Genomic DNA, 20,497 nt, shown 5'->3' with positions numbered 1-20,497 from the left:
TGATCATTCATCAGATTCCTGCCCTGGGGTAAACAGGTCTTCGATCCGACAGTGGAAAACTGCAGCCAGCCGGAAAGCCAGCGGCAGTGACGGATCATAGCGGCCTTTTTCAATCGAAATGATGGTCTGCCGCGAGACCCCAAGTTCGTCGGCGAGGCGCTGCTGCGACCAGCCAAGTTCAGAGCGGCGGTCGGTGAGAGTGTTCTCCATCAGGCAGCGGCTTTCTTCAGCCACAGGTAGCGCGCACCGAAGTCGAGCATGGCGAACGCGATCACGCTTCCCAGGACAAGACCGACGGTTCCCTCGGTTCCCAGGAAAGAAACGGCCGCACAGCCCAGTCCCCCGACCAGCAGAATGTCCGTAAACGCACCGCTGGCCGCTTTTTCGTACCAGGCCGATTCTACGGAGTCCTCGGGTTTTTCGATGGCCCCGGCGAGGGTTGAGCGGTCAACAAGCCCTGCCCAGGCGAGCACAGCTGATACGGGCAGGGTGAAGACTGCCATGACGGCGAAGGCAAGCATCGGACGGTCTCCGTTCCGCAGCAGCATAAAGAGCCAACCCAGCGCGGCTGACAGAAGCACCGCGGCGGCCAGGGAGGCGGTCATCAGTTGTGCACTGCTGCCGCCAAACTTCGCTCTGCCCCATTTGCTCCGTGCATTCTCAACGCTCACTGTCCAGCCTCCCCGCAGTTCCAAGATTTATGTCAAGGAAACTGTACTGTAAAGCAGACTGTACTGTAAAGGGTGTTTGACTATCCTGTGCGCGTGTCCGCACCGGCGTTTTATCCGGTTAAAGCGATACAGTTCGGGCAGATGGGTCCTAGGGTGTGGTCATGACCGAGCGTTTAGATGCAGCCCTTGCCGTGACGGCTGCCCTTGACGGCATGGACGATACCCGAGTCCGGCGGCTCATCGAAAATGCGGAACGCGTGGGCGTCGGCATTGGCGGAGAAACGAAAACGGTGCACGTTGGTGGAGCAACTGTTTTCGTGAAGCAGCTGCCGCTAACGGGCATTGAAGAAGCCGCTCCGACCTCCACAGCCAGCCGGCTGCAGCTTCCCTTTGTTGCCCATTACGGGATTGGCTGCCCCACCAACGCAGTCAGCCGGGAACTGGCAGCACATCAGGCGACCAACAAATGGGTTCAGGCGGGAGTGGCGGATTTCTTCCCGCTCCTGCTCGGCTGGCGAGTCGTGGATGTAAAAAGCGAAGCAGACCTCAGCGAGTTCGACGGCGATGCCCTCACCCGCCAATGGGGATCACACTGGCCGATCCTGCAGGACAAACTCGCGGCAATGAAGACCGCGTCCAAAAGCATGGTGTTGTTCCTCGAGTACGTGCCACAGACCCTGGGTGCCCTGATCCGCCTGAGCCTCGATCAGGGCACCGCCCCGGAAGTCTTCCCAGACGTTGTCGACCAGGTGCTGGAAGCCACAGAGTGGATGAACAGCCACGGATTCCTGCATTTCGATGTCCACCCCGGGAACATCCTCATCCGGGATGGCAGGCTGCTCTACACGGACTTCGGTCTGGCCCTTCACCGTGATTTTGAACTTACCGCGGAGGAGAAAGAGGGCATGCCCGAGCATGTTGGCTTTGACCGTGATTCCGCCCTGATGCACCTGTTCCACTGGACGTTGTACGAACTCGGCTACAAGTCCGGGGATGAACGCCTCGGACTGCTCCGTGCTGCCGCGGCCGACGCATCGACCCCAGCACTCGCTCCGGTTCGGGCGGCACTCGGGAACGGCGCGGACCTGATTGCGCAGTATGCGGGTGTTGCCATCTACATAACCGAGCTGTTCGCAGCCCTCAAGCAGGATACTTTCGCCGCGGAATACCGCCGACGACCATAGCGTCGAATCGCATGTCGCCGGCGGAGTCGGCACGGACGGCTACCTGCCTCAACACCTCCCGGTGCCTGAATTTCGTCGAAGTAGTTGTGCTGGGACGGCAAACAGAATCCAATAGCCCAATGACAAAGGATCCCGGCGGGACCACACCAAATACACAAACCGGGCTAAAGCGGGCAATCGGTGTGCCGCTGCTGTTCGCGTTTATCGTCGGCGACACACTCGGTGCCGGCATCTACACGCTGGTGGGCACCATGGCCGCCGATGTGGGCGGCGCGATCTGGAATTACCACAGCCGCTGCCCTCGCGAACGCCTTCGCCGGCGATTACCTGACAGCGCTGATCGACGTGCCTGCGGTCCCCGCAGCGGTCGTGTTCATCATTCTGCTGACCCTGATCAATCTTCGCGGGGTCCGGGAGTCCCTCGCCGCGAACCTCATCGCCTCAGTCATCGAAGTGACCGGTCTCGTCATCGTCATCGTCGTCGCCGCCATCGTCCTTGCCTCCGGCAACGGGGAGCCAGCCAGGCTTCTTGAGTTCGCGCCAGACGTACCGCCCCTCGAAGGCGCGTCCGCCGCCTCAATCGTCGCTTTCTTCTCTTTCCTTGGCTTCGAGGCGGCGGCAAACATGGCCGAGGAAGTGCGCAACCCGTCCAAGGCCTACCCCCGCGCACTGTTCGGCGCCATCTGCACCGCCGGGGTTGTCTACCTGCTGATTGCCCTTGGCGCGGTCATCGTGATGCCCCCGGAGGACCTGGCTGAGTCCACGGGCCTTTGCTCGACGTCGTTGCCGCCAGCGGCGTCAATATCCCGCCCGGACTCTTCAGCATCATCGCCCTGATCGCGATTGCAAATGGGGCCCTGCTGTTTATGGTCATGGCCAGCCGTGTCGGTTACGGACTGGCGGAAGCGGAACTGCTCCCCCGGGCCTTCGGCCGCGTACTGCCTGGCCGTCGAACGCCCTAAGCGCCGACTCATAGCGTCGTATCCAGCGGGGGTCATGCTCGCTTCAGGCTACGAAGATGCAGAACGGATGACCGGCCGGATCGACGTAAACGTACAACGGCTCGTTCGGGTCGTCCGTACGATCGAAACGGAGCTCTGCCCCCAACGCCAATGCCCTGGAGTGCTGATGCTGGAGTGTCTCTAGGTCAGGAACTGTTAAGTCGAGGTGCATCTGCATCGGCACATCAGACAGCGGCCATGTTGTCCTTTTCAAATGGTCAACCTGCTGAAAAGCGAGCCTGCGGTTGCCCTGTCCGTCTGTGAGAACGAGCCAATCCGCATCGTCAGGCATGCCCTCTTCCACGGGCTCATCTCCTGGCCGATATTGGAGTCCGAGCAGGTGACGGTAAAACTCCGCCAGTCCTCGCACATCACTAGTGTCGAGAACCGTCTGAAGCACCTGAGGGAATACGCTCATGGGCCGAGACTAACGATTCTGAAGGTTCCGTAGCCAGCTTCCGCCACCCCGCATCAAGCTTCCCGGAGTCATTGAGGAAGGATCTTCAACGAGCCGTCCCGCAGCGGATCCCTAGCCGGGAATTTTGGGGCCTGAAACTCATTCCATTTACAGGCACCCTCGTTTGATTAATAGTCTAGGCATGAGACTGGTTGGCTTTATTCCCGAAGACGCCCCCGACCCCCGTGCTGAATGGGTCGAGAACCTCAAGCGCATGCCTATTCCGGTGCTGGGGCTTATGCCCCAGCCATCGCTGGAGGACACGGACTCCGTCAGCCTGAACTACAGCCTGGATGATCATGGGTACAGCGAAATGACAGCGAGCATCACCTACACTCTCTGGCGAAACCCGGATGATCGCTCAGACCCGGTTAACTTTGCGGACCTCGACGAGGAGACCCGCAGGGGGATCGAGGAAGTTCCGCCATGGCCCCGGCCCCCTTGGCTGATCGAACAAGTGGAGCGAATGCGCTATCCGCAGCTTTGGGAGGCCGTGCGAACCACGTGGCACCGCGAGCCGCACTCTTCGCTTCAAAGCCTCCTGGCTGACCACGTCAACCACATCTTAATTAACCAGTACCAGCAGCAGCTCTGGCCCGACGGTAGACCCTTGGAGCAGCATGCACCCGTAGTAACCGGCCGGATGGTCAACGGCCAGGCCAGAACCGTCGTCAACGGAGTCGACGTACCTGGAGCAGAGGTCGATACTGACCCGTTCGTGTACGGGATCGGAGCCCGCCTCGCTAGCGGCGGCGTCGTGACCGCAGTACTTCCACGCGCTGAACTCAATCGGATCCAGGTCCGGTTTACCACCCGGAGCTAACGACCACACACCCCTACGTCCGAAAAGTGGATCGGCTACCGCGAGACGGCATTCCTGCTTGCTTCGATGGGAGCATGGCGGAACGACTACTCTCGATTTGCGTACTCTGCCCGCGGGAGAGGTCGTACTGCACGACGCGCGACGCCGACGCCGCTGGTCCGTGGAGCTCGAGCCGTTCGAGATCGGATTCGTTCCCGTTACTAAGGCCAAGTGCCACGCTCTCAGCGGTCCGGGCTCCGTTACTGTGTCTCAGTCAGACTCATTCGTTGAAAGGGGCGTCCATGCCGCGCGCAATATCCCTGATTCGTTCAAGCTCCCTCAGCGATGCGGCGCAATACGCTTACGCAGCGACAGCTCCTAACAATTCTCGTCTGATCTTTCTGGCCGGCGCTTGTCCCTTGAACGTTGATGGTACGACCGCGGGCATCGGAGACTATTCGGCTCAAGCGGCCAAAGCGATGGAGAACATGCTTCTTGCCCTTGACGCTGCCGGAGCTAGTCTCCAAGACGTGATTTTCACACGCGTTCTCGTGGCAACGACGGAGCGGACTGACCTAGTGGAGGCGTGGAACGTGATCCGGTCAGCTTTTGGGGACCACGACGTTCCGAGCACCCTTTTAGGTGTCACGGTGCTTGGTTACGAGAACCAGCTAGTCGAGATAGAAGCGACAGCAGCCGTCCTCGACTAAGCACTTAGCGGCGTTCCTTCTGGCAAGCGCCGCTAATGACGCCCTTCGATCACCCGTACGATGCCCGTCCTCACAGTGCCCCATACGCCGGTCCCTGACCGCGAAGCTCAGCGGCGACCAATGCGATGAGCCGTCCCGATTGAGTATCGACTCGCAGGCAAACAATGGAGCAGGCAGATTTCGGGCTGTCGGAAGCCCTAACTGACCGACTTCGCGCCTGGTACGACGCTTGGGATGCCGAGAACCTCTACGAATCGGTTGGAGTTCGCACGCCAAGGAACGGGCCTGGAAGGCTGAGGGTGCCAGCATCGCCCAGCAACTTCGATCAAAGGTCAAAGCCTTCGCTGACGAGGAATACGACGGGTAGCGGCCCCGACACCACGGATGTCCCGTAGAAGGATCCTTCAGCGGACACTATCTCGGGCGGGCCATATGCACCGACGCGAATCAGGGGCAGAGCAATATAAGTGTCAATTTCCGAGGTGGTCTGCACGGCTTTTCCATACTCATGTACACGCGGTGTTTCCATCTAATGACCGGACCACACGGGCGTCCTGTCTAGTGCATCCGAGATCGAAGTTAGGTGCCGTTGAGATCAAGGTGTTGGCCGGTCCAGGTACGACGAAGCCATCGGTCGTGGGAGGCGATGACGACGCTTCCCGGGTAGTCGGGGATGGCTGCTTCGAGCTGGGTAACCAACAGCAGCGAGAGGTGGTTAGTCGGTTCGTCGAGCAACAGCACATCGGGCGGGTTAGCGAGGAGCCCAGCGAGAGCCACTCGTCGTTGTTGGCCAATACTGAGGACCCTGAAGGGCCGGTTCTCATCTCGGCCTGCAATCAGCCCGAACGTTGCTAGAGGCACCTGCTCGGCGCGTTCCATCCCGATAAGGTCTTCGTAAACCTGACGCACCGTCCGACCCGACCCGCGGTACTGCGGATTGAGCAGTTGGACTTCTTGGGTCAGGTGGCCGACACTCAGCCCTGTTGGTCGATTGATGGTGCCGGACGTCGGAGCGAGGTCTCCGGCGAGCAGGTGCAGCAACGTGGACTTACCGGACCCATTGGGCCCGGTGACCAGCCACTTCTCACCCGCGCCAACCGTCAGCGAGGTCGGTTTGAGCCGGCCGGCAACTGTAGCGTGGGAGGCCGTGAGTACAGGGCCGGGCCAGGACCGGCGGGGCGCCAGCGCGGTGTCGTCGGCGGTGAGGCCTCGGAACTGCAAATCATTAGGTGGTTTGCGTACTTGCCGTTCCTGAAGGTCTGCCATCCGGGCTCGGGCATCGTTGACCCGCCGGGAAATCACTTTGTCGTTGCGGTCAGCGTAATATTTCTGTGCCATGCGCACCTCGGACCTAAGTGTCCAATCCTGGTGCCCAACGCTCTGGTTCTGACGAACGGCGGCACCTAGGCGCTTCAACTGTGCTTGTTCGTCGCGGTATTGGCGTTCCCACCGCCCTCGTGCGGCCAGCCGGGCGTGGAGGTAGTCGGTGTAGGTGCCGGTAAAGCGGGTGATGCCGATACCGGAGCCTTCCCCATCCCCAATGAGCGGCCCAGCCACGGTGTGCGGTACCGGAACCGGGTCTAGGTCCACGAGGGAGGTCACCGCCTCGTCTAGGAACGACCGATCATGGCTGGCGATAAGCACCGGCCCCACCCAGGAGGTGAGGACGCGGCACAGGTGTTCGGTGGCGGCGTCGTCAAGGTGATTGGTCGGCTCGTCGAGTAGGAGCACATCCGGGGCGGACAGCAGCAGCCACGCCAAGGCCAGCCGCGACCGTTGGCCGCCGGATAGGCGTCCGGTCTCGCGTTGGCGCGGTAGATCATCAAGCCCCAGCCCTGTGACCATCGCACCGATACGCGCATCGACGTCCCAGGCACCAATGCACTCGGCGGTTTCCAGAGCGTCGGCATAACTGCGCGCCGCTTCTCGGTCCTCTGGTGCATCGGCGAGGGCGTGGGCTGCTGTGCCGACAGCGTCGGCGGCAGCGCGGACCGGAGCGACCGCGGACTCCAGCACTTCGGCAATCGATGCCGTCGCCCGAAACGGGGGCTCTTGATGCAACAGACCCATGCACGGTGCACGGCCGCCCGGCGCGGTGGCGCGCGCGATCCCGGTGTCCGGACTTTCTAGGCCGGCAACGATGCGTAGCAACGTGGTTTTTCCAGACCCGTTCTCACCGATCAGTCCCGTCCGCTCTCCGGCAGGGACGGCGAACGAGACGTCGGTGAGTACGCGACGGTCTGCGAATGAGATTGACATGCCGTCCACCCGCAGATGGGCAGCATCGCGCGAAGAGGTGGAAGAAGCAGCAGTGGGCACAGGTGTCCTCGGAGTCGATCGATCTCCCACCGGGCGATGGCCGCGGACGTAGGAGGAAGGATTAGAGTCACCGAATCACACCTGCACTATATCAACTGAGCTTACTGAGATGGCCTGCACCTTCAAGGGTGTCCAAAAGCCGATCCCTCAGCGCACAGGATGTGCGGTTCAGGGTTTCTGACTGTGATGCTGTGGAAGTGAATGATTTTAGTGGTGTGGGGGCAGTCGCGCGTTTACTCGGCGTGAGTGTGCGGACGTTGCATCATTGGCACCAGTCTGGGGTAGCAGTTCCTTCCTGTCGCAGCGCGGCTGGGTATCGGGTGTATTCGCCAGCTGATGTCGCCCGTCTGCGGCGGGTGCTTCTTTTTCGTGATCTCGGCGTGCCGTTGCAAAGAATTCCGGGACTATTGGAGGCTGGGGCCACCGCACGTAGGAAGGAGTTGGAAGGCCGGCGGGCAGAGCTCGCGGCAAAGATCCTTCACCTCCAGGAGGTTGACCGGGAAGTTCAACGTCTGCTGGCAGCTGATGAGCAGGGAGTTTTGTTGTCGGCGGCTGAGGAGGTGCAGGTTTTCGGTGGGGATTGGGACAAATCCTTAGTCGTCGCTGCGCGTGAGCGTTGGGCGGACTCTCCGCAGTGGGGAGAGTACACGGAGCGTTCCGCCAACCGGACCACCGAGGGCTGGCGCCTAATTACTGCCGCTATGCAGTCCGTCACGGAACGCTTGGCTGAAGCGTTCCGTGACAGCGTTTTTCCCGGAGATGAGCGGGCTAACGCTTTGGCGGAAGAACACCGTGAAGTGATGAGCGAGTACTTCCACTGCACCCACTCTATGCATGCGGTCATTGCGAGACGGTATGTAGCCGAAGCCGGGTTTCGGGAGTTTTATGAGCAGGTCGAACCTGGTTTAGCAGTTTGGTTGAAGCAGGTCATTGACGCCAATGCGCGCTCCGCAGGGGTAGATCCGGACACGGCTGCCTGGGAGTAGCGGATCAGCGAACGGTACCAAGAGCCACTTTGATGATTTCTTGGCTCGGAACATGCAGCGCTTGTGCGGCTGTTAACCCGGTGGTTTCGAGATAAGCGTCGACCAGGCGGTTTCCTGCCGCGTATCCGGCCCCAGTCGGCAATCCAACAGGTTCACCGCCGAATCTCTTGGCGGATTCATCGCCGTGCACCCAGGCGGTGAAATTCTGCATACCCTGAATCTGAAGACCAGTAACGACCTTCTCGAAGACTCTGTCATCGTGGAGGTGCGGGGCCCCGATCGGTGTGTACCCGGCATGGCCGTAAGACTGCCGTGCGAAGGCATCGGCCAAACCTTCGGAAATGATTTGCTCTCCCACCTCGACCTGGGCGGGATCCCAGACAACCCCTCCGGGCGCGTAGCGGAGGTTGTGGTTCAGCTCGTGGACCGCTGCCGCTTCAATCCGGTTGAGATTCTCCTGAGTCGGCCACAGGGTCAGTGAAATGTACCCGGTTAAACTGCCGTTCCCGCTGAACCCGCCTAACGGGCCCATGAAGTACTCATCGTACGGGTTTCCCAGAACAATGAAGACGGTGATGTCTGGGACGTGGATGCCCGGGGTTGCGGCGAGTTGCTCGTCCAGTGCCTCGGCCATTGCCCTTTCAACTCGGACCCACACATCATTCTTGCGAAGAAGCTCGAGGGCCTGATGAATTTCGGCACTAAGCCGGTCAGGGGGAAATCCGAAACTCATTTCGTGCATCGTCAGCAGATCGACCTCGCCAGGGAAATATTTGAACATTCCCTCCATAGGAGCCAACACACCGCGAAGCACGTCCCTGCGATCTGTTTCGGAAGCCCGTAGTACGGCGTCCATCCCAGCTCTTGTATCCAAGGTCGTAATAGTCATGAGACCGAACGTAAAGCCTGACGCTACGTCAGGGTCAACTTCCATGGCCCATGGTCCGTATACCGATCCTTCACCGGGACATCCGTGTCCATTAGACCCGGTAGCGGGCGAGAGGTCAGTCGCCGGCGCTCCAGGGCAGCAAATCTCGATCTGCCCTCACCGACACAGTGTCGACGCGGGAGTCATTCATCAGTTGCCGAAAGATGGATGGCTCGGCGGCCACGATCAAAGAGTCCGGGTACAGCCTGCCACCCCATGCAAAACGCTGGTCGGCATCCCACGCGAACTCCGGGACCCTTCGTCCGGCCGTCACATCGTCAGGACTGAGGTGTGCCTCGAAGTATTCATCCCCGAATACTCGCCTTGGCGAATTGGTCCGTGGTGCTTCCGCGTAGCCCATCCACCGGAGGCATTGCAGCTTGAGAGTGCCAATCGCATCCCGAAGGGCGTTCGCAGTTTCCTCATCCAGCTCGCCCATGCAGGAGACGAGTGCGCGAATGGACGGTTCTTCCTCGGCTATCTCCGCGGTCGCTTCAAACCAATCCAGCGAAGCAGAATGATCTTCTAGGGAGACGTATCGGGACCATCGCACAGTGTTTTCGCTCTCATCGAGAGAGGGGTCTCGAAAAGGAAGGAATAGGCGCAGTATCGGTAGGCCACGATGCGTTGACGGGATAAAAGCGCACGCGCGAGTGGCCGAGCCTGACTCTTCCAGACCTGTGCTCCCCTTGTTCATCCTGAAATCTTAGCTCTGTGGGCATCAGGAATTCTCTTCAGAGATTTTTCGAAGAAGTCGGGCGGCTCTCTTTGCACGGGAGCCTCAAGAGGGACTATTCGCGCGCAATGCCGAGTTGAATGCGACGATCGCAGGCAACGCGTGGAGCGACGTTCCATTTAGGGATCCCTAACCGGGCGCAGCCGATGGCTGCTGATGGTGCTTAAGCTCTCGGTCTATCTGCACTCTGCGCGATGCGGTGTTCGTAGGCTGCATTGCGCTCCCGGTGGCAGAGCCCAATTTGCAGCATGGGAGCCTGCAGGACGTGCGGGTACAGCTCGATAAGGGTGTCTTGTATCGCCCAGTCAGCGGATCGATAAGCTGATGGGCCTTTCTGCTCTGTAAGCGGCTGTCCGTACAAGCCTATGAGTCCGTTCTTCACTGCATCGTATCCGGCATCAACAGCTGTAATCACGTCCCGGGCATTCGCGTAGGTGAAAAAGTTGAGGCTGAAGAGGGATCCGTCTATGGCCGCCCATAGAGCATTAATGGTCGCGATACGGGTTATCACGAAGGCCCCTCCGGTCACGCCTAGTAGCGTCTCATCATCAGAACCGCCGGAAGGCCCAAGCTCGCATCCAAGGCGCTCAAAGTAGTTGCGGGACTGCTCTGTTCCTAAGGGCCAAGGAGTCTCAACGACGGCTTGGATGAATTCCACGATGACACCCGGATTGGGGTTGAGGGACTCTTTGCGTCCAAAAGGCGTGTCCATGGCTGCACCCTACCCCTCCCCGTTGGCGCGCGTGGTGTCGCGATCAGGGATCCTTCACCGGGACAGCGGTATCCAGTGGACCCGGTAGCGGGCAAAACGTAATCAGCCGCCCGCACTTACCCCGTGGCGACCCGGTGGTTTCTCGACAGCGAGGGATGCCTCGCCATCCCAGCGAATCCCGGGCTGGGACTGGAGCTGGATCACGAAGCGGTGAAGTTCTACACAGACGGTGAGGACCTCTTCTCTCTCTAATTCAGAACTATGCCGCCGCAGTCTGCTGACAGCGACACCCGTGCGGAGTTGTGTGTGTGGGGGGAGAGAGATTGCGGCGCGGCTCGCCCAACCTGGCGGGTGTATGGGAGAGAAATCGCCCGCAACCGGTTCCGCTCAATGTGCTGCGGCGTCATCGTTCCTGCGTGTATTCGGCCAGTACGACACCCGATTCGTATGGAGTGATGGCGAGCGGTCGCAAGGATGCCGGATCGTAGCGCCGGTCGCCGAACAGGCGAATGCCGTGGCCGAAGAGGACCGGGTTGAGTTTGAGTGCGAGACGGTCGATTTCATCGGCCAGCGCCGCGGCGAGGATCCCGCCCCCGCACAGCCAGATGCCTGCGCCGTCCTCGGCCTTCAATTCACGAACGACCTCGACAGGATCACGATCGGTGAATTCGACGCCGGCAGCGCCTTCTGGTGACTCGTGTCCGCGGGTGAACACGATCTGGCGGAGGTGGCGGTAAGGACTAGGGAGGTCTGGCAGGCCGACTGCGTACGTGTTCCAGCCCATGAGTACCGTATCGAAAGGGCCGCGCTCGACGGAGAGACCCGCCGCCTCGGCGAGGTCGGTCGGCGCGGTACCGCGGTACTTCTGCCATATCCCCGCAGCGTGGTCTCCCTCGGAGACGAACCGGTCGAATTCACCGGAAGGCCCCGCGATGAACCCGTCCATGCTGACGGCGACGTAGTAAGTGAGTTTTCGCATCGTTTCTCCAATCACAACAGTTGCCAGTTCGGCGGCAGTGCGCTTCGATCCCTTATCGCGGCGAGGTGCTCTCGCGAGCTGACCCGTCTCAATCCGAGCTGCCAGCGTTGCAGAGTCCGCACAGCAACGATACTTGGTGGGGGGTCTTTCGACTTGTGTAGTGATCCCTGTCGGAGCATATTTCCTGATGGGAGTGCTCGGAGCCTTAGCGCAGCCGCATGACGGGTACGGGGACCGCACCAAAAGGGGCACCGGACTGGATGGGATGGATATCTGGGTCGTATCTGTCGGCAATGCACTGTTTGGAGCCGCCGTGGTCGTACTGATGGCAGGGCTGCTGGCACTGGGAAAGCTAGTCGCGGCCGCCTTCGGACGGCCAAACTTTCCATCGCTATGAGCCCGGTGCCGCTCCACATCGTCGGGGCATGCCATGCACAACATGATGCGTCCCGAAAACGGTCTATGTGGTTCTGTGCTGCGCTATTACTGCCCTTGATCACAACCAGCGGTACTTTGAGCTACGCGCCACTGCGCCGTGGAGGGGCATGTATCCACACATATCTGCCAACTCGGGAGAGGATGCTCCGTAGCGTGTTGGACGCCTTTACTTATCCAATGGTGTCGTTTCGCCAGGCGGGGGAACTGACTGAGCCGGATGTGCAGGACCCGGCACCGCTTCCCCCTTCGGAAGAAAGAATGCCGCACCGATGAGGGCGGCGAGTAAAGTAACTGTGCTGACGATGATGGGCAACCATGCGGCGGGGCTGCGGCGCCGACCTTTATTCAGTAACAAAATCCCGGAGATCAACGTTACTACAGCGAGAGGAACAGCGACCAAGGGCACTATAAAAACCAAAATCAGACTAAGACCTGCGGCAATACTCGCAATCACGGTTCCCCACGGCCGGGAGGCGGGCAGGGCTTCTGCTGATGGACTGATCTCGGTGCTGAGGTTTGCGATTCGCTCAACCGGACCCAGTTCATCCAGGACCAAGCGAACTGCTCTCGGATCAGGGACATCTTCCTCAGCGCTCAGTGCGTCAGCGATATGTTCTCGTACCGAAGCTACGATTTCATCACGGTCCTCCGACTGCGCAAGCGCCCTCTCAAGACTCGTCAGATAGGCAGAAATAAGCGACGATTCCGGCAACTTTTTGTTCACAGCATCAGCATTCACAATGCGGTCTCCTTTAGGGCTTTTGTCACTCCGGCTGTGAAGGGACCCCAGGCATCTTTGAAGGACGCCAGAGCTACCTCACCCTGTTTTGTGAGTTTGTAATACCGACGAGGCGGACCTGAGGTCGATTCCTGCCAAGTCGTCTCCACCAGCCCTTGTTTGCGCAGCCTTGCCAAAAGCGGGTAGAGGGTACCCTCGCTTGCAAACAAGGCAGGGAACTGCGACAGATCAGCAGCAATCTGCAGCCCATACGATGGTGCGCGTTGGAGCTGCGCCATCACGCAGTATTCAAGCACGCCCTTACGCAGCTGAACGAGTATCGCTTCCTGGTTTAGTTCCACAGTCCTCACTATACGGCTAACTATCGTGTATCGCCAGATAGAGCGCTCTGCAATGAACCATGTTTTGATGCGTACATGGCGACGCATTGGGGGTCGCCTCTTTCATCACTCGAAGGGAAAAAAATGCGAACACGAAGGTTGATATTGGGGGTCGGATTGTCCCTGCTGGGACTGATCGGCTCGATGGGCACGGCGAACGCCGCCCCAGCAACGTCCGATTCCTCCACACAGGCACACACTCAGGTGAGGACGGTGGAATCCAAGCTTTCCCCTGACCTTAAGGACCATTTGGCAACGCTCCCCTCTGCGGACAAAGAGAGCTTTGTGGCCTCGATGCTGCCGGCGACGGAAACCATGACTACAGCAGCACCTGTTCCCCTTGATGCTGTCGCCAAAAAGAATGCCAATTCTGCTCAGTTGCGAGGCGACACCATCTCCCCGATGGCCAACGGTTGCTGGACCGGACGGGTCGACTGGACTATACGAGCGACGGCTGGAAACACGCTCTACACCTATTACCACGTAGGCGGTTGGTGCGTAAGTGGTACATCCGTCACCTCGGCCTGGACTGCAGACTCCGGCGGGCAGACACACACTATAGGTTGGCGTCGCGACGGGCGTATCGGCCAGAGCAGCGGGGTTATCAGCAATCAAGGCCGCTCATACACCCAGCAGAAGTTTGTCCTGGGAACGGGGGGTTGGGATGTGCTGACAAACCAGCCTTGTGGTCGAGTCGCCGGGCTCTGGACTGCCGGATACAACTACTCTGCCACCTGCGGCATTTATTGAGCACCTGCATTTGATGATGCTGATGCTATGGGAGGGTCATCAAATGTGTGTTCAGTGATCGCAGGCTGACACAAGAAAATAAAGACTCCTAGGGGTGCTCCCGGCCGCTTGGTCAGGGAGCACTCCTAGGATATTGGAACTGATTTGACGCAAAGCGGGCGACTTTGACAGGTCGTTCCCGTTGAGACTCATCAGAAACTGCCCTTTTACTCGTAGGCCAGGACCGGTCAACTAGAGGGACGGCGTCCCGATGAGGGATCCTTCACTGCGACGCTCGGCATGGGCAGCACGCCGAGGCGACTTCCGTTCAGTGATCCGCAAGCGGAATGCTGAACGGGAGAGTGAGTCACCCTAACCCGAGGCAGTCTGCGATTAAGCGCGGGCCACGAGGGTGGACTGCGTTGAAAAATCCGCTCGCGTACTGTTGACGGATGCGAGCCAAACGCGGAATGTTCAGCTGGAAAATGACACGCTTCCTCTTCTCCACCGGCAGTTTCGTTGCTATGGGTGGAATTCTCCGAATCGCGACGGCGGCCTCGTGGGGGTATATCTGGTTTGTGCTGCTCGGACTTGCTCTCGTAGCACTGTCCACCCGTGGTCCATGGGATAGCGAAGCAAGCGGCCGCAATCGATCAGTTTTGGGTTTCCGAGTTCGTCCGTAGCAGGTCCGTAGCGACATGCAGACTACAAACCACGGGGTTAACATCAATAGCCCACAGGGGATCCCCCACCGCGACACTCCGCTTTTCGCCAGCTAAAGCGGGACGCGTCTAATACTTGGACAGCAAGAAGTCAGACCGCAGGTAGATCCTAAGACCCCCATCGCCTTCAGCACGGCCGGTGCATGTCTTGCGCAACGTCCACAAGTTCATCGGCTCGCAACGTTCCGATGCCAGCCCCAGATCGGCAACTAAAGACCTTGCAGTCTGCGGGGATTCGATTTCAACGTCCATTTCCCACCAGCAGCCTCCAGAGCCACAGAATTGTGAAATTTCTCCTGCCGTGCTGGGCGCTGGAATAGTCCCGAACTCCGAGACGGGAGGAACGGCACCTTCGTTTACAGCGCTGAAGGCAACAGATCCCACCCAGGCAGCGAGAAAGAGACCGATAGCGAGCTTCACGGTGCGCCTTCGTCGTTGACGGGTTCTAAACCGGGCCCCGTGATCCATCATCAGCGAGTTCCTTGGTTCTGCAAGCTTGCAGGGTTATTCGAAAGGCCGTGATCTCTCCAGTGACAACCCAGCTCATCAAAAGCAGAATGGCCGCTCAACGGGATTCCTCGGTGACATCGTCCTGCTGAGCAGCACGACACAACTGCTCTTCGCGCATTTCAGGGCTCAACTCATCCCACGCGTGTGCCTGGGCTGTGACCTCTGATTCCGGCAGGCCCATGGCTCTCAGCTGCTCGGGTGAAACCATCACGCTGTTCTCCGGCCCGATCAGGTTGCTCCGGTCCAGGGCCGCGCCGGGACCGTTGGAATAATCAGCGGAACACGCGATGAACGGTTCGTAGACCGCTGTCGCAGGATCATCCGTCAGCCTCGAAGACCCCATCGACGCAATGGTTGCCATTGCAACTGGGCCGGTCTCACCAGCGGATTCATCAGGCGCAGATATGGGCGTGGTTCCTATTCCAAGGACAAAGCCACCCAAGATCGCTAGTACGACGATCATTCTTACTGACGGTTTCCTGTTAATGGTGGTCCCCCTGACCCGCTGCCACACCCCATCGATGCAACGGCCCCAGCCTAGCGGACGGTGCAGGATTCACTCCGAAGGTAAGCACTAGAGGGGTCCTATTAGGCGATCCCTCACTGCGACGCAGCTGAGCGAGTGGATCGTCTAGGGTTGGCGGTGCCATGCCTGCCTACAGAAAGCTTAGTGAACCCCCATGCCAGCGCATCATTTCAGTCCACACCTCCACCAGTCCACGGCGCCCTTCTCGCACTTCGTTCAGCACGGCTCGACTGGCTATACCGCTGGCATCATTGGCCAACGGCCCGATGATGGATCGCTCGTCTCGGAAGACGTTGCGGAGCAATGCAAGGCGATGATGAACAACCTGAGAACGCTGCTGGAAGAGCTCGATTTGAGCCTTTCGGATCTGGTGCGAGCAACAGTCTATCTAACTGACTACAGCGACTTTGCAACGATCAACGCTGTATACGCCAGTTATATGGATGAACCCTTCCCCGCCCGTACAACAGTTCAGGTAGCGGCTCTGCCGCTTGGTGCGAAGGTCCAGATCGACGCAGTCATAGCCCTGCCGGAAACGACCGCTCATCTTCTGACGGAATCGGTCAGCGGACAGGCGAATCCGTAAGGATGGACCCATGAGAATTGGGGAACTATCGGCTAAGACCGGGGTCAGCGTGAGATCGCTGCGCTATTACGAGCAGCAAGAGCTGCTTGAACCCCGACGCACACCAGCGGGTCACCGCTTCTACACAATGGAGGATGAGCGTCGTGTGCTTCAAATCCAAGACCTGTTTGAGGCTGGCTTCTGCAGCTCCGTCATACGTACTTTGCTTCCTGCCCTAACGGATCCCCGAACAAATCGGGGTCTGCTCCGCGCCACTCTAAACGCCGCCCAGGCGCGGCTGGAGAGCGAGAAGGAATCCGTCGAAGCCGAACTTCAGAAACTCAAGCGGCTCGGAGAACGATATGGGCTTGCATCTGACACGCATGTCACGCCCCAAGATGATCGTCATGACTCCTTCACGGCAGCCCAAGCAATTGCGTTTGATCATCGAACCAGACGACTTCGATAAGGCACTACGCTTCTACCGCGACGTCCTCGGCCTGACAGAACAGCCGGCGTTCGCAACTGATGGCGAGGATCGAGTGTCAATACTGACTGTGGATGCATCGACGATTGAACTCGCCACGCCCACACACATCCGGAACATTGACGCTATCGAAAACGCCCCCGCGTCCGAAGGCCCCGTGCTGCGAATGGCCCTCGAGGTGGAGAGCACCGAAGCTGCGATGTCTGCCGCCGAAGAGTATGGGGCCCAGGTGCTCGCGCCCCCAACCAGAACTCCGTTCGAAACGATCAACGGAAGAGTGCAGGGTCCTGCCGGCTGGCAAGTGACCTTCTTCCAAGAACTTGAAACCCTGGAAACACGGACTGCCAGGAAAGGCTTCACCACCGATGCGCACCGTCCCCGCTGAGGATGTACCTTGCGGCCACGCCAGATGGCACCGTGGAAGAATCGGCCCATGCTAGACGATTGGGAAAGCCGTGTGCAGGACTTCTGGGCCCTGGCTGATGACACCGACCCCGCTGAAGCCTTCCGGAAAATGAAAATGCTCGTCGACGAGCACGCTGACGGGCATGGTGCGGCTTTGTATGAATGGGCTTCCGTTCACGATTTCCTGGGCAAAGAAACGGAAGCGATTCCTCTATATCGCCGTGCACTCGATGCCGGTCTAGATAATGGAAGACGGACCCAGGCACTCATTCAACTCGGCAGCTCGCTGCGCAATGTAGGCGAGTTCGAGGCTGCTGTTGAGGTCCTCGAAGATGTAGAGGAAAGCGACGTCGCTGGAGATGCGCAGCGCGCCTTCCTCGCTCTGGCACTTTATGATGCCGGCCGCCCCGATCAAGCCCTCCGTGTTGCGCTTGAGGCCCTGTCAAAGACCCTTCCCCTCTATCGGCGCGCAATCAGCAGATATGCGGCAGAACTCGGCCCGCGCTGCTGAACTTCTAGAGCTGGTTTTACTCAAACGGTGCCCGGAGGTACGCATAGGCCCCCGGGAAGTGAGGAACGCTGATAGGTCGTCACCGTCCGGTTGAGGATCGGCTTACGGCACATGGCATGCTGGCAGTCTGAGTTGAGCCGCAGTAATAGAGGGGGCCATTCATATGCAGAGCGACGAACCAAAGGTCAGTCGGGACGGTTCTGTGATGTGCACCGTGACAGGATCGTTCTTTCGGGCTGTTGACCCCGCCTACCGAGCCACAGCTCTCGAGGGGTCCAGATCTGCCGGCCGGTATTCACCGCCGGATGTACCAACGTTGTACCTCAGCTCGTCACGCGAGGGTGTAGCCGCTGCAATGATCGCCCATGCGGACAATCGCACACCAAATCTCGAAGTGCTGCAGTTCGATGTGGAGGCCGAGCGAATCGTCGATCTTCGTGATCACGAGGCATTGAAATCGCTGGGCATTGATCCTGCGGACGCTGCGGCGGACTGGCAGGAACTTGTTGCCGCTGGCCGTTCACCGTCCTCTTGGAAGGTCCGGGAGGCTCTGGAGAGTTTTGGCGCCCGCGGGTTGATCGACCCGTCACGTAAGCAGCCGCACCTCTGGCATCTGACGCTCTTTAGCTGGAACGCTGACGGCGCTCCGAGCGTCCGGGAAGTTCCAGCCCAGTAAGGGATCTCTATGGGACGGGGCTATCGCGCACCTAGACGGAGATCCCCGTGACCGATGGTTAGACTGTCGCTATGTCGACCGGGAAAGGTGCTAAGTGGGGAGTCGGTAGGAGTTCTTTTAACAAGCTCCCATATTCGACTGTCCTGCTCCCTATTGTTGCCTTATCTGGATGTGCGGTGGAGAGTGCTCCCATGCCGCCGGACGGACATGTTTTTCTGACAGTTGTCGTTCAGCAGAACAGCGGATCTGCTGTGCCGGGCTGCCTGGTAAAGCTGGAACCGTCGTTCGGTGAACCAGCAACGGTAACGGCTTCCTCTGGTACTTCGGACCAAAGCGGGAGTGTCGAGTTAGTGCAGTCCCACGGCTTGTACGAAATGCTTACGCAGTGCCCGGGCGAAATGCCGACCGGCCCAGTTTTAGTTGATTTAGAGGGCACAGGGCTCACGTATGCGACGTTGACAACAGGCTCCGCCGACCAATGACAGCTGCGGCCAGTATCCGGACGGCGCATTTCCATAGTAGGGGGTGCTGAAGGTGTCGCGCTGAGGGATCCTTGAGCGGGACACATAGCTCCATCGCCCATCTCCCCCAGGCACCGCGGTGAGTGACTGGTTTAATGGCGCCCGCATCCTCCTGCCAGCCGTCTCGACCACTTCCTGCAAGATCAAGGGTTCCCAGCTGGAAGCGACCGCTCACGGCCTTCCGCGGAGGACAGCAGAGTATCTATTGACAATCAATCGATCGACTGTCGATAATTCAGTTTATGGAAATACTGCCCCAACGCCCCGTTGGCCCCACACTGGTCGTTCTCACGAGAACATCCCTTGTACTACTCTTCCTCACTGTTGTTGGTGCGCAGATTCTTGTCATCAAAGGTGCACAGTCGATGGTCAACACCTATCCCGAATTTGGGGATATTCATTTTCCTCTAGTCGCAGCCGGAATCGTCTTTGGCATATGTGTCGAGCTGGTCCTCGTAATCACCGGGATTCTTGTCGGATACATTCGCGACGGACGCATTTTCGGGTCGTCGTCGTTAAGGCTCGTCGACATCATGGCGGCGGGCCTCGCGGCAGGATCCGCTACCGTAGCCTTCACTCTCTTCCTCATTCCTGGGCCGCCAGCCCTTGGACTCATACTGGTAGGCGGCGTACTTGTCGGGGTCACGGTGACGCTAGTTGTCCTGGTGCTTCGGTCACTGCTCCATAGAGCCGCGTTTATGCGCGCAGAACTCGATGAGGTTGTCTAATAATGGCCATCCGGGTAGCAATCGAGGCACTGCTAAACGAGCGAGGGCTCTCTGTGGGCGAGTTTGCTGACCAAATTGGGATCACCCCAGCGAACGTGGCAGTTCTTAAGAACGGACGGGCCAGGGCCGTTAGATTCTCGACTCTGGATGCCATTTGCCGAGTGCTCGAATGCCAGCCAGGAGACATCTTGATTTGGGAAGAAGACTGATCGGTGCTGCTGAACATTTTGAAGAGCCGCTCCTGCCAAAGCAGATGAAACAACAATCAGAGAGGAAAATGATGTTGCTATGACGAAGCAGGAAGCTCTGCCTTTGCGCATTTTGATCGCAGTCCTGGCTTTCGGAGCACTAGTGCTTCAGATCCTCCTCATTCCTCAGGCTGGTGACAGCTATGCCGACAGATTTCCCGAAGCTGCGTATCTCGCTTTCCCCTACACGACAGCAATTGCGGTTGGGTTCATCGGTTTTGAAGTGGCGTTGCTGGCAGCGTGGCAACTCGTCTCCGCTGTCCAGACGGACAGAGCGTTGAACAGCCGGACAGTACGATGGACCAACGTTACGGCGGCTTCACTTGGTTTCATGGCAGCGGTCTTTGCTTGCGTGTGTGCGCACACGCTGTTCTGGACAGAGTTTGGATCTCCAGCAGTCTTTTTCGGATTTCTAGTTTCCCTCGCTCTGTTTGCCTGCGTTTTCGTTGTTCGAAACGGTGTTAGGAGCTGGCTTGAGAATGCCGCGGACGACAGCACTCCCCAGTAGTCTTCCTCTCTTCGCCACGACCTTGACCGGAAGGGTAAGAGAGGAGCCAGGCAATAAGTCGGTCAACTTTCCTGCGACTCATCAGCGCACATCAGGACCTCTGTTAGTTCCTGACAGCGTCCCGTAAGCCGGTCCCCCACCGCAACGCCGCTTCGGAAGCACACGGCCCCCGGCAATCCCGGGAACCCTGAGTCGCATATACCCCGCCCGCATTGATTCGCGGTGAGGGTAGCCCAAACGCGACACCTTTTGCCCAATGAAATCCCAGGGCCACCCAAACCGCACGGCAACAAAAAAGCCTGGCCGGCACACCGCCGTC

At 59.2% G+C, this 20,497-nt stretch carries 24 protein-coding genes and 1 pseudogene; 14 read left to right on the top strand and 11 right to left on the bottom strand.

From position 1 onward, the window contains the following. Nucleotides 1-3: 3 nt before the first annotated feature. Both ACWGQ2_RS13150 and ACWGQ2_RS13145 read right to left on the bottom strand, forming a co-directional pair. Nucleotides 4-210 carry a helix-turn-helix transcriptional regulator gene (locus tag ACWGQ2_RS13150; RefSeq protein WP_452017948.1) on the bottom strand — a complete coding sequence of 69 codons (207 nt, stop codon included), beginning with the start codon at nt 208-210 and terminating at the stop codon, nt 4-6. Further along, nucleotides 210-671 (bottom strand): hypothetical protein, encoded by a 462-nt coding sequence (locus ACWGQ2_RS13145; RefSeq protein ID WP_452017946.1) that lies wholly within the window; start codon nt 669-671, stop codon nt 210-212. The genes ACWGQ2_RS13150 and ACWGQ2_RS13145 overlap by 1 nt, the downstream gene beginning before the upstream one ends. 161 nt (nt 672-832) lie before the next feature. Between ACWGQ2_RS13145 and ACWGQ2_RS13140 the strand changes: the two genes are divergently transcribed. Further along, nucleotides 833-1,855, top strand: a complete 1,023-nt coding sequence (locus ACWGQ2_RS13140) for a protein kinase domain-containing protein (protein ID WP_452017944.1) — start codon at nt 833-835, stop codon at nt 1,853-1,855. A 261-nt stretch (nt 1,856-2,116) separates the two neighbouring features. Further along, nucleotides 2,117-2,692: an APC family permease gene (locus ACWGQ2_RS13135; protein WP_452017942.1), complete on the top strand. Its 576-nt coding sequence runs from the start codon at nt 2,117-2,119 to the stop codon at nt 2,690-2,692. A 168-nt stretch (nt 2,693-2,860) separates the two neighbouring features. Here ACWGQ2_RS13135 and ACWGQ2_RS13130 read toward each other — a convergent pair whose 3' ends face one another. Then, nucleotides 2,861-3,274, bottom strand: coding sequence for a VOC family protein (locus ACWGQ2_RS13130; RefSeq protein WP_452017940.1), 414 nt, complete (start codon nt 3,272-3,274; stop codon nt 2,861-2,863). A 181-nt stretch (nt 3,275-3,455) separates the two neighbouring features. Here ACWGQ2_RS13130 and ACWGQ2_RS13125 point away from each other — a divergent pair, with 181 nt between their 5' ends. After that, the gene (locus tag ACWGQ2_RS13125) at nt 3,456-4,136 is read left to right on the top strand and encodes a hypothetical protein (protein ID WP_452017938.1); all 681 of its coding nucleotides are present in this window, start codon (nt 3,456-3,458) and stop codon (nt 4,134-4,136) included. 281 nt (nt 4,137-4,417) lie between these two features. Beyond that, nucleotides 4,418-4,825: a RidA family protein gene (locus ACWGQ2_RS13120; RefSeq protein ID WP_452017936.1), complete on the top strand. Its 408-nt coding sequence runs from the start codon at nt 4,418-4,420 to the stop codon at nt 4,823-4,825. Nucleotides 4,826-5,404: 579 nt separating this feature from the next. Here the strand turns inward: ACWGQ2_RS13120 and ACWGQ2_RS13115 are convergent. Further along, nucleotides 5,405-7,144: an ABC-F family ATP-binding cassette domain-containing protein gene (locus ACWGQ2_RS13115; RefSeq protein ID WP_452017934.1), complete on the bottom strand. Its 1,740-nt coding sequence runs from the start codon at nt 7,142-7,144 to the stop codon at nt 5,405-5,407. A 191-nt stretch (nt 7,145-7,335) separates the two neighbouring features. On the opposite strand from ACWGQ2_RS13115, the gene ACWGQ2_RS13110 reads away from it, so the two are divergent. Then, nucleotides 7,336-8,130 (top strand): MerR family transcriptional regulator, encoded by a 795-nt coding sequence (locus tag ACWGQ2_RS13110; protein WP_452017932.1) that lies wholly within the window; start codon nt 7,336-7,338, stop codon nt 8,128-8,130. Nucleotides 8,131-8,134: 4 nt separating this feature from the next. On the opposite strand, the gene ACWGQ2_RS13105 is transcribed toward ACWGQ2_RS13110, so the two are convergent. From ACWGQ2_RS13105 to ACWGQ2_RS13085, 5 genes are all read right to left on the bottom strand, one after another. Beyond that, entirely contained in the window at nt 8,135-9,019 is an 885-nt protein-coding gene (locus ACWGQ2_RS13105; RefSeq protein WP_452017930.1) for a DUF2268 domain-containing protein, read from the bottom strand. 938 nt (nt 9,020-9,957) lie between these two features. After that, a complete protein-coding gene (locus ACWGQ2_RS13100; protein ID WP_452017928.1) occupies nt 9,958-10,506 on the bottom strand; it encodes a hypothetical protein in 549 nt (182 codons plus the stop codon). 403 nt (nt 10,507-10,909) lie between these two features. Beyond that, a complete protein-coding gene (locus ACWGQ2_RS13095; protein ID WP_152275385.1) occupies nt 10,910-11,485 on the bottom strand; it encodes a dihydrofolate reductase family protein in 576 nt (191 codons plus the stop codon). 604 nt (nt 11,486-12,089) lie between these two features. Continuing rightward, complete coding sequence (locus tag ACWGQ2_RS13090; RefSeq protein WP_452017926.1) at nt 12,090-12,662, bottom strand: HAAS signaling domain-containing protein; 573 nt, start codon at nt 12,660-12,662, stop codon at nt 12,090-12,092. Further along, nucleotides 12,659-13,003, bottom strand: a complete 345-nt coding sequence (locus ACWGQ2_RS13085; RefSeq protein ID WP_246173104.1) for a PadR family transcriptional regulator — start codon at nt 13,001-13,003, stop codon at nt 12,659-12,661. The genes ACWGQ2_RS13090 and ACWGQ2_RS13085 overlap by 4 nt, the downstream gene beginning before the upstream one ends. A 252-nt stretch (nt 13,004-13,255) precedes the next feature. On the opposite strand from ACWGQ2_RS13085, the gene ACWGQ2_RS13080 reads away from it, so the two are divergent. Beyond that, nucleotides 13,256-13,792 carry a hypothetical protein gene (locus ACWGQ2_RS13080; protein WP_152218450.1) on the top strand — a complete coding sequence of 179 codons (537 nt, stop codon included), beginning with the start codon at nt 13,256-13,258 and terminating at the stop codon, nt 13,790-13,792. Between the two features lie 1,266 nt (nt 13,793-15,058). On the opposite strand, the gene ACWGQ2_RS13075 is transcribed toward ACWGQ2_RS13080, so the two are convergent. Then, entirely contained in the window at nt 15,059-15,466 is a 408-nt protein-coding gene (locus tag ACWGQ2_RS13075; protein WP_452017923.1) for a hypothetical protein, read from the bottom strand. Between the two features lie 217 nt (nt 15,467-15,683). Between ACWGQ2_RS13075 and ACWGQ2_RS13070 the strand changes: the two genes are divergently transcribed. Next, nucleotides 15,684-16,115 (top strand): RidA family protein, encoded by a 432-nt coding sequence (locus ACWGQ2_RS13070; RefSeq protein ID WP_452017921.1) that lies wholly within the window; start codon nt 15,684-15,686, stop codon nt 16,113-16,115. Nucleotides 16,116-16,125: 10 nt separating this feature from the next. Next, a pseudogene (locus ACWGQ2_RS13065) lies at nt 16,126-16,317 on the top strand (MerR family transcriptional regulator); the annotation flags it as partial. A 54-nt stretch (nt 16,318-16,371) separates the two neighbouring features. On the opposite strand, the gene ACWGQ2_RS13060 reads toward ACWGQ2_RS13065, so the two are convergent. Further along, entirely contained in the window at nt 16,372-16,503 is a 132-nt protein-coding gene (locus tag ACWGQ2_RS13060) for a hypothetical protein (RefSeq protein WP_452018156.1), read from the bottom strand. Between the two features lie 31 nt (nt 16,504-16,534). On the opposite strand from ACWGQ2_RS13060, the gene ACWGQ2_RS13055 reads away from it, so the two are divergent. From ACWGQ2_RS13055 to ACWGQ2_RS13030, 6 genes are all read left to right on the top strand, one after another. After that, nucleotides 16,535-16,966, top strand: coding sequence for a VOC family protein (locus tag ACWGQ2_RS13055; protein WP_452017919.1), 432 nt, complete (start codon nt 16,535-16,537; stop codon nt 16,964-16,966). Between the two features lie 48 nt (nt 16,967-17,014). Continuing rightward, entirely contained in the window at nt 17,015-17,497 is a 483-nt protein-coding gene (locus tag ACWGQ2_RS13050; RefSeq protein WP_452017917.1) for a tetratricopeptide repeat protein, read from the top strand. A 163-nt stretch (nt 17,498-17,660) separates the two neighbouring features. After that, nucleotides 17,661-18,173, top strand: coding sequence for an RES family NAD+ phosphorylase (locus ACWGQ2_RS13045; RefSeq protein ID WP_452017915.1), 513 nt, complete (start codon nt 17,661-17,663; stop codon nt 18,171-18,173). Between the two features lie 763 nt (nt 18,174-18,936). Further along, a complete protein-coding gene (locus tag ACWGQ2_RS13040) occupies nt 18,937-19,422 on the top strand; it encodes a DUF2975 domain-containing protein (protein WP_452017913.1) in 486 nt (161 codons plus the stop codon). Nucleotides 19,423-19,424: 2 nt separating this feature from the next. Continuing rightward, nucleotides 19,425-19,631 carry a helix-turn-helix domain-containing protein gene (locus ACWGQ2_RS13035; protein ID WP_452017911.1) on the top strand — a complete coding sequence of 69 codons (207 nt, stop codon included), beginning with the start codon at nt 19,425-19,427 and terminating at the stop codon, nt 19,629-19,631. Nucleotides 19,632-19,710: 79 nt separating this feature from the next. After that, the gene (locus ACWGQ2_RS13030; protein ID WP_452017909.1) at nt 19,711-20,178 is read left to right on the top strand and encodes a DUF2975 domain-containing protein; all 468 of its coding nucleotides are present in this window, start codon (nt 19,711-19,713) and stop codon (nt 20,176-20,178) included. Nucleotides 20,179-20,497 lie beyond the last annotated feature (319 nt).

It is taken from the genome of Arthrobacter sp. NPDC055585, assembly GCF_053619115.1.
This window is presented reverse-complemented; position numbering and strand designations above follow the sequence as displayed.

Bases quoted from the DNA above. Each gene is read 5' to 3' on its own strand.
- ACWGQ2_RS13150 (WP_452017948.1), bottom strand. From the start codon at position 210: ATGGAGAACACTCTCACCGACCGCCGCTCTGAACTTGGCTGGTCGCAG.
- ACWGQ2_RS13140 (WP_452017944.1), top strand. From the start codon at position 833: ATGACCGAGCGTTTAGATGCAGCCCTTGCCGTGACGGCTGCCCTTGAC.
- ACWGQ2_RS13135 (WP_452017942.1), top strand. From the start codon at position 2,117: ATGTGGGCGGCGCGATCTGGAATTACCACAGCCGCTGCCCTCGCGAAC.
- ACWGQ2_RS13130 (WP_452017940.1), bottom strand. From the start codon at position 3,274: ATGAGCGTATTCCCTCAGGTGCTTCAGACGGTTCTCGACACTAGTGAT.
- ACWGQ2_RS13125 (WP_452017938.1), top strand. From the start codon at position 3,456: ATGAGACTGGTTGGCTTTATTCCCGAAGACGCCCCCGACCCCCGTGCT.
- ACWGQ2_RS13120 (WP_452017936.1), top strand. From the start codon at position 4,418: ATGCCGCGCGCAATATCCCTGATTCGTTCAAGCTCCCTCAGCGATGCG.
- ACWGQ2_RS13105 (WP_452017930.1), bottom strand. From the start codon at position 9,019: ATGACTATTACGACCTTGGATACAAGAGCTGGGATGGACGCCGTACTA.
- ACWGQ2_RS13100 (WP_452017928.1), bottom strand. From the start codon at position 10,506: ATGGACACGCCTTTTGGACGCAAAGAGTCCCTCAACCCCAATCCGGGT.
- ACWGQ2_RS13095 (WP_152275385.1), bottom strand. From the start codon at position 11,485: ATGCGAAAACTCACTTACTACGTCGCCGTCAGCATGGACGGGTTCATC.
- ACWGQ2_RS13075 (WP_452017923.1), bottom strand. From the start codon at position 15,466: ATGATCGTCGTACTAGCGATCTTGGGTGGCTTTGTCCTTGGAATAGGA.
- ACWGQ2_RS13070 (WP_452017921.1), top strand. From the start codon at position 15,684: ATGCCAGCGCATCATTTCAGTCCACACCTCCACCAGTCCACGGCGCCC.
- ACWGQ2_RS13060 (WP_452018156.1), bottom strand. From the start codon at position 16,503: ATGACGATCATCTTGGGGCGTGACATGCGTGTCAGATGCAAGCCCATA.
- ACWGQ2_RS13050 (WP_452017917.1), top strand. From the start codon at position 17,015: ATGCTAGACGATTGGGAAAGCCGTGTGCAGGACTTCTGGGCCCTGGCT.
- ACWGQ2_RS13045 (WP_452017915.1), top strand. From the start codon at position 17,661: ATGCAGAGCGACGAACCAAAGGTCAGTCGGGACGGTTCTGTGATGTGC.
- ACWGQ2_RS13040 (WP_452017913.1), top strand. From the start codon at position 18,937: ATGGAAATACTGCCCCAACGCCCCGTTGGCCCCACACTGGTCGTTCTC.
- ACWGQ2_RS13035 (WP_452017911.1), top strand. From the start codon at position 19,425: ATGGCCATCCGGGTAGCAATCGAGGCACTGCTAAACGAGCGAGGGCTC.
- ACWGQ2_RS13030 (WP_452017909.1), top strand. From the start codon at position 19,711: ATGACGAAGCAGGAAGCTCTGCCTTTGCGCATTTTGATCGCAGTCCTG.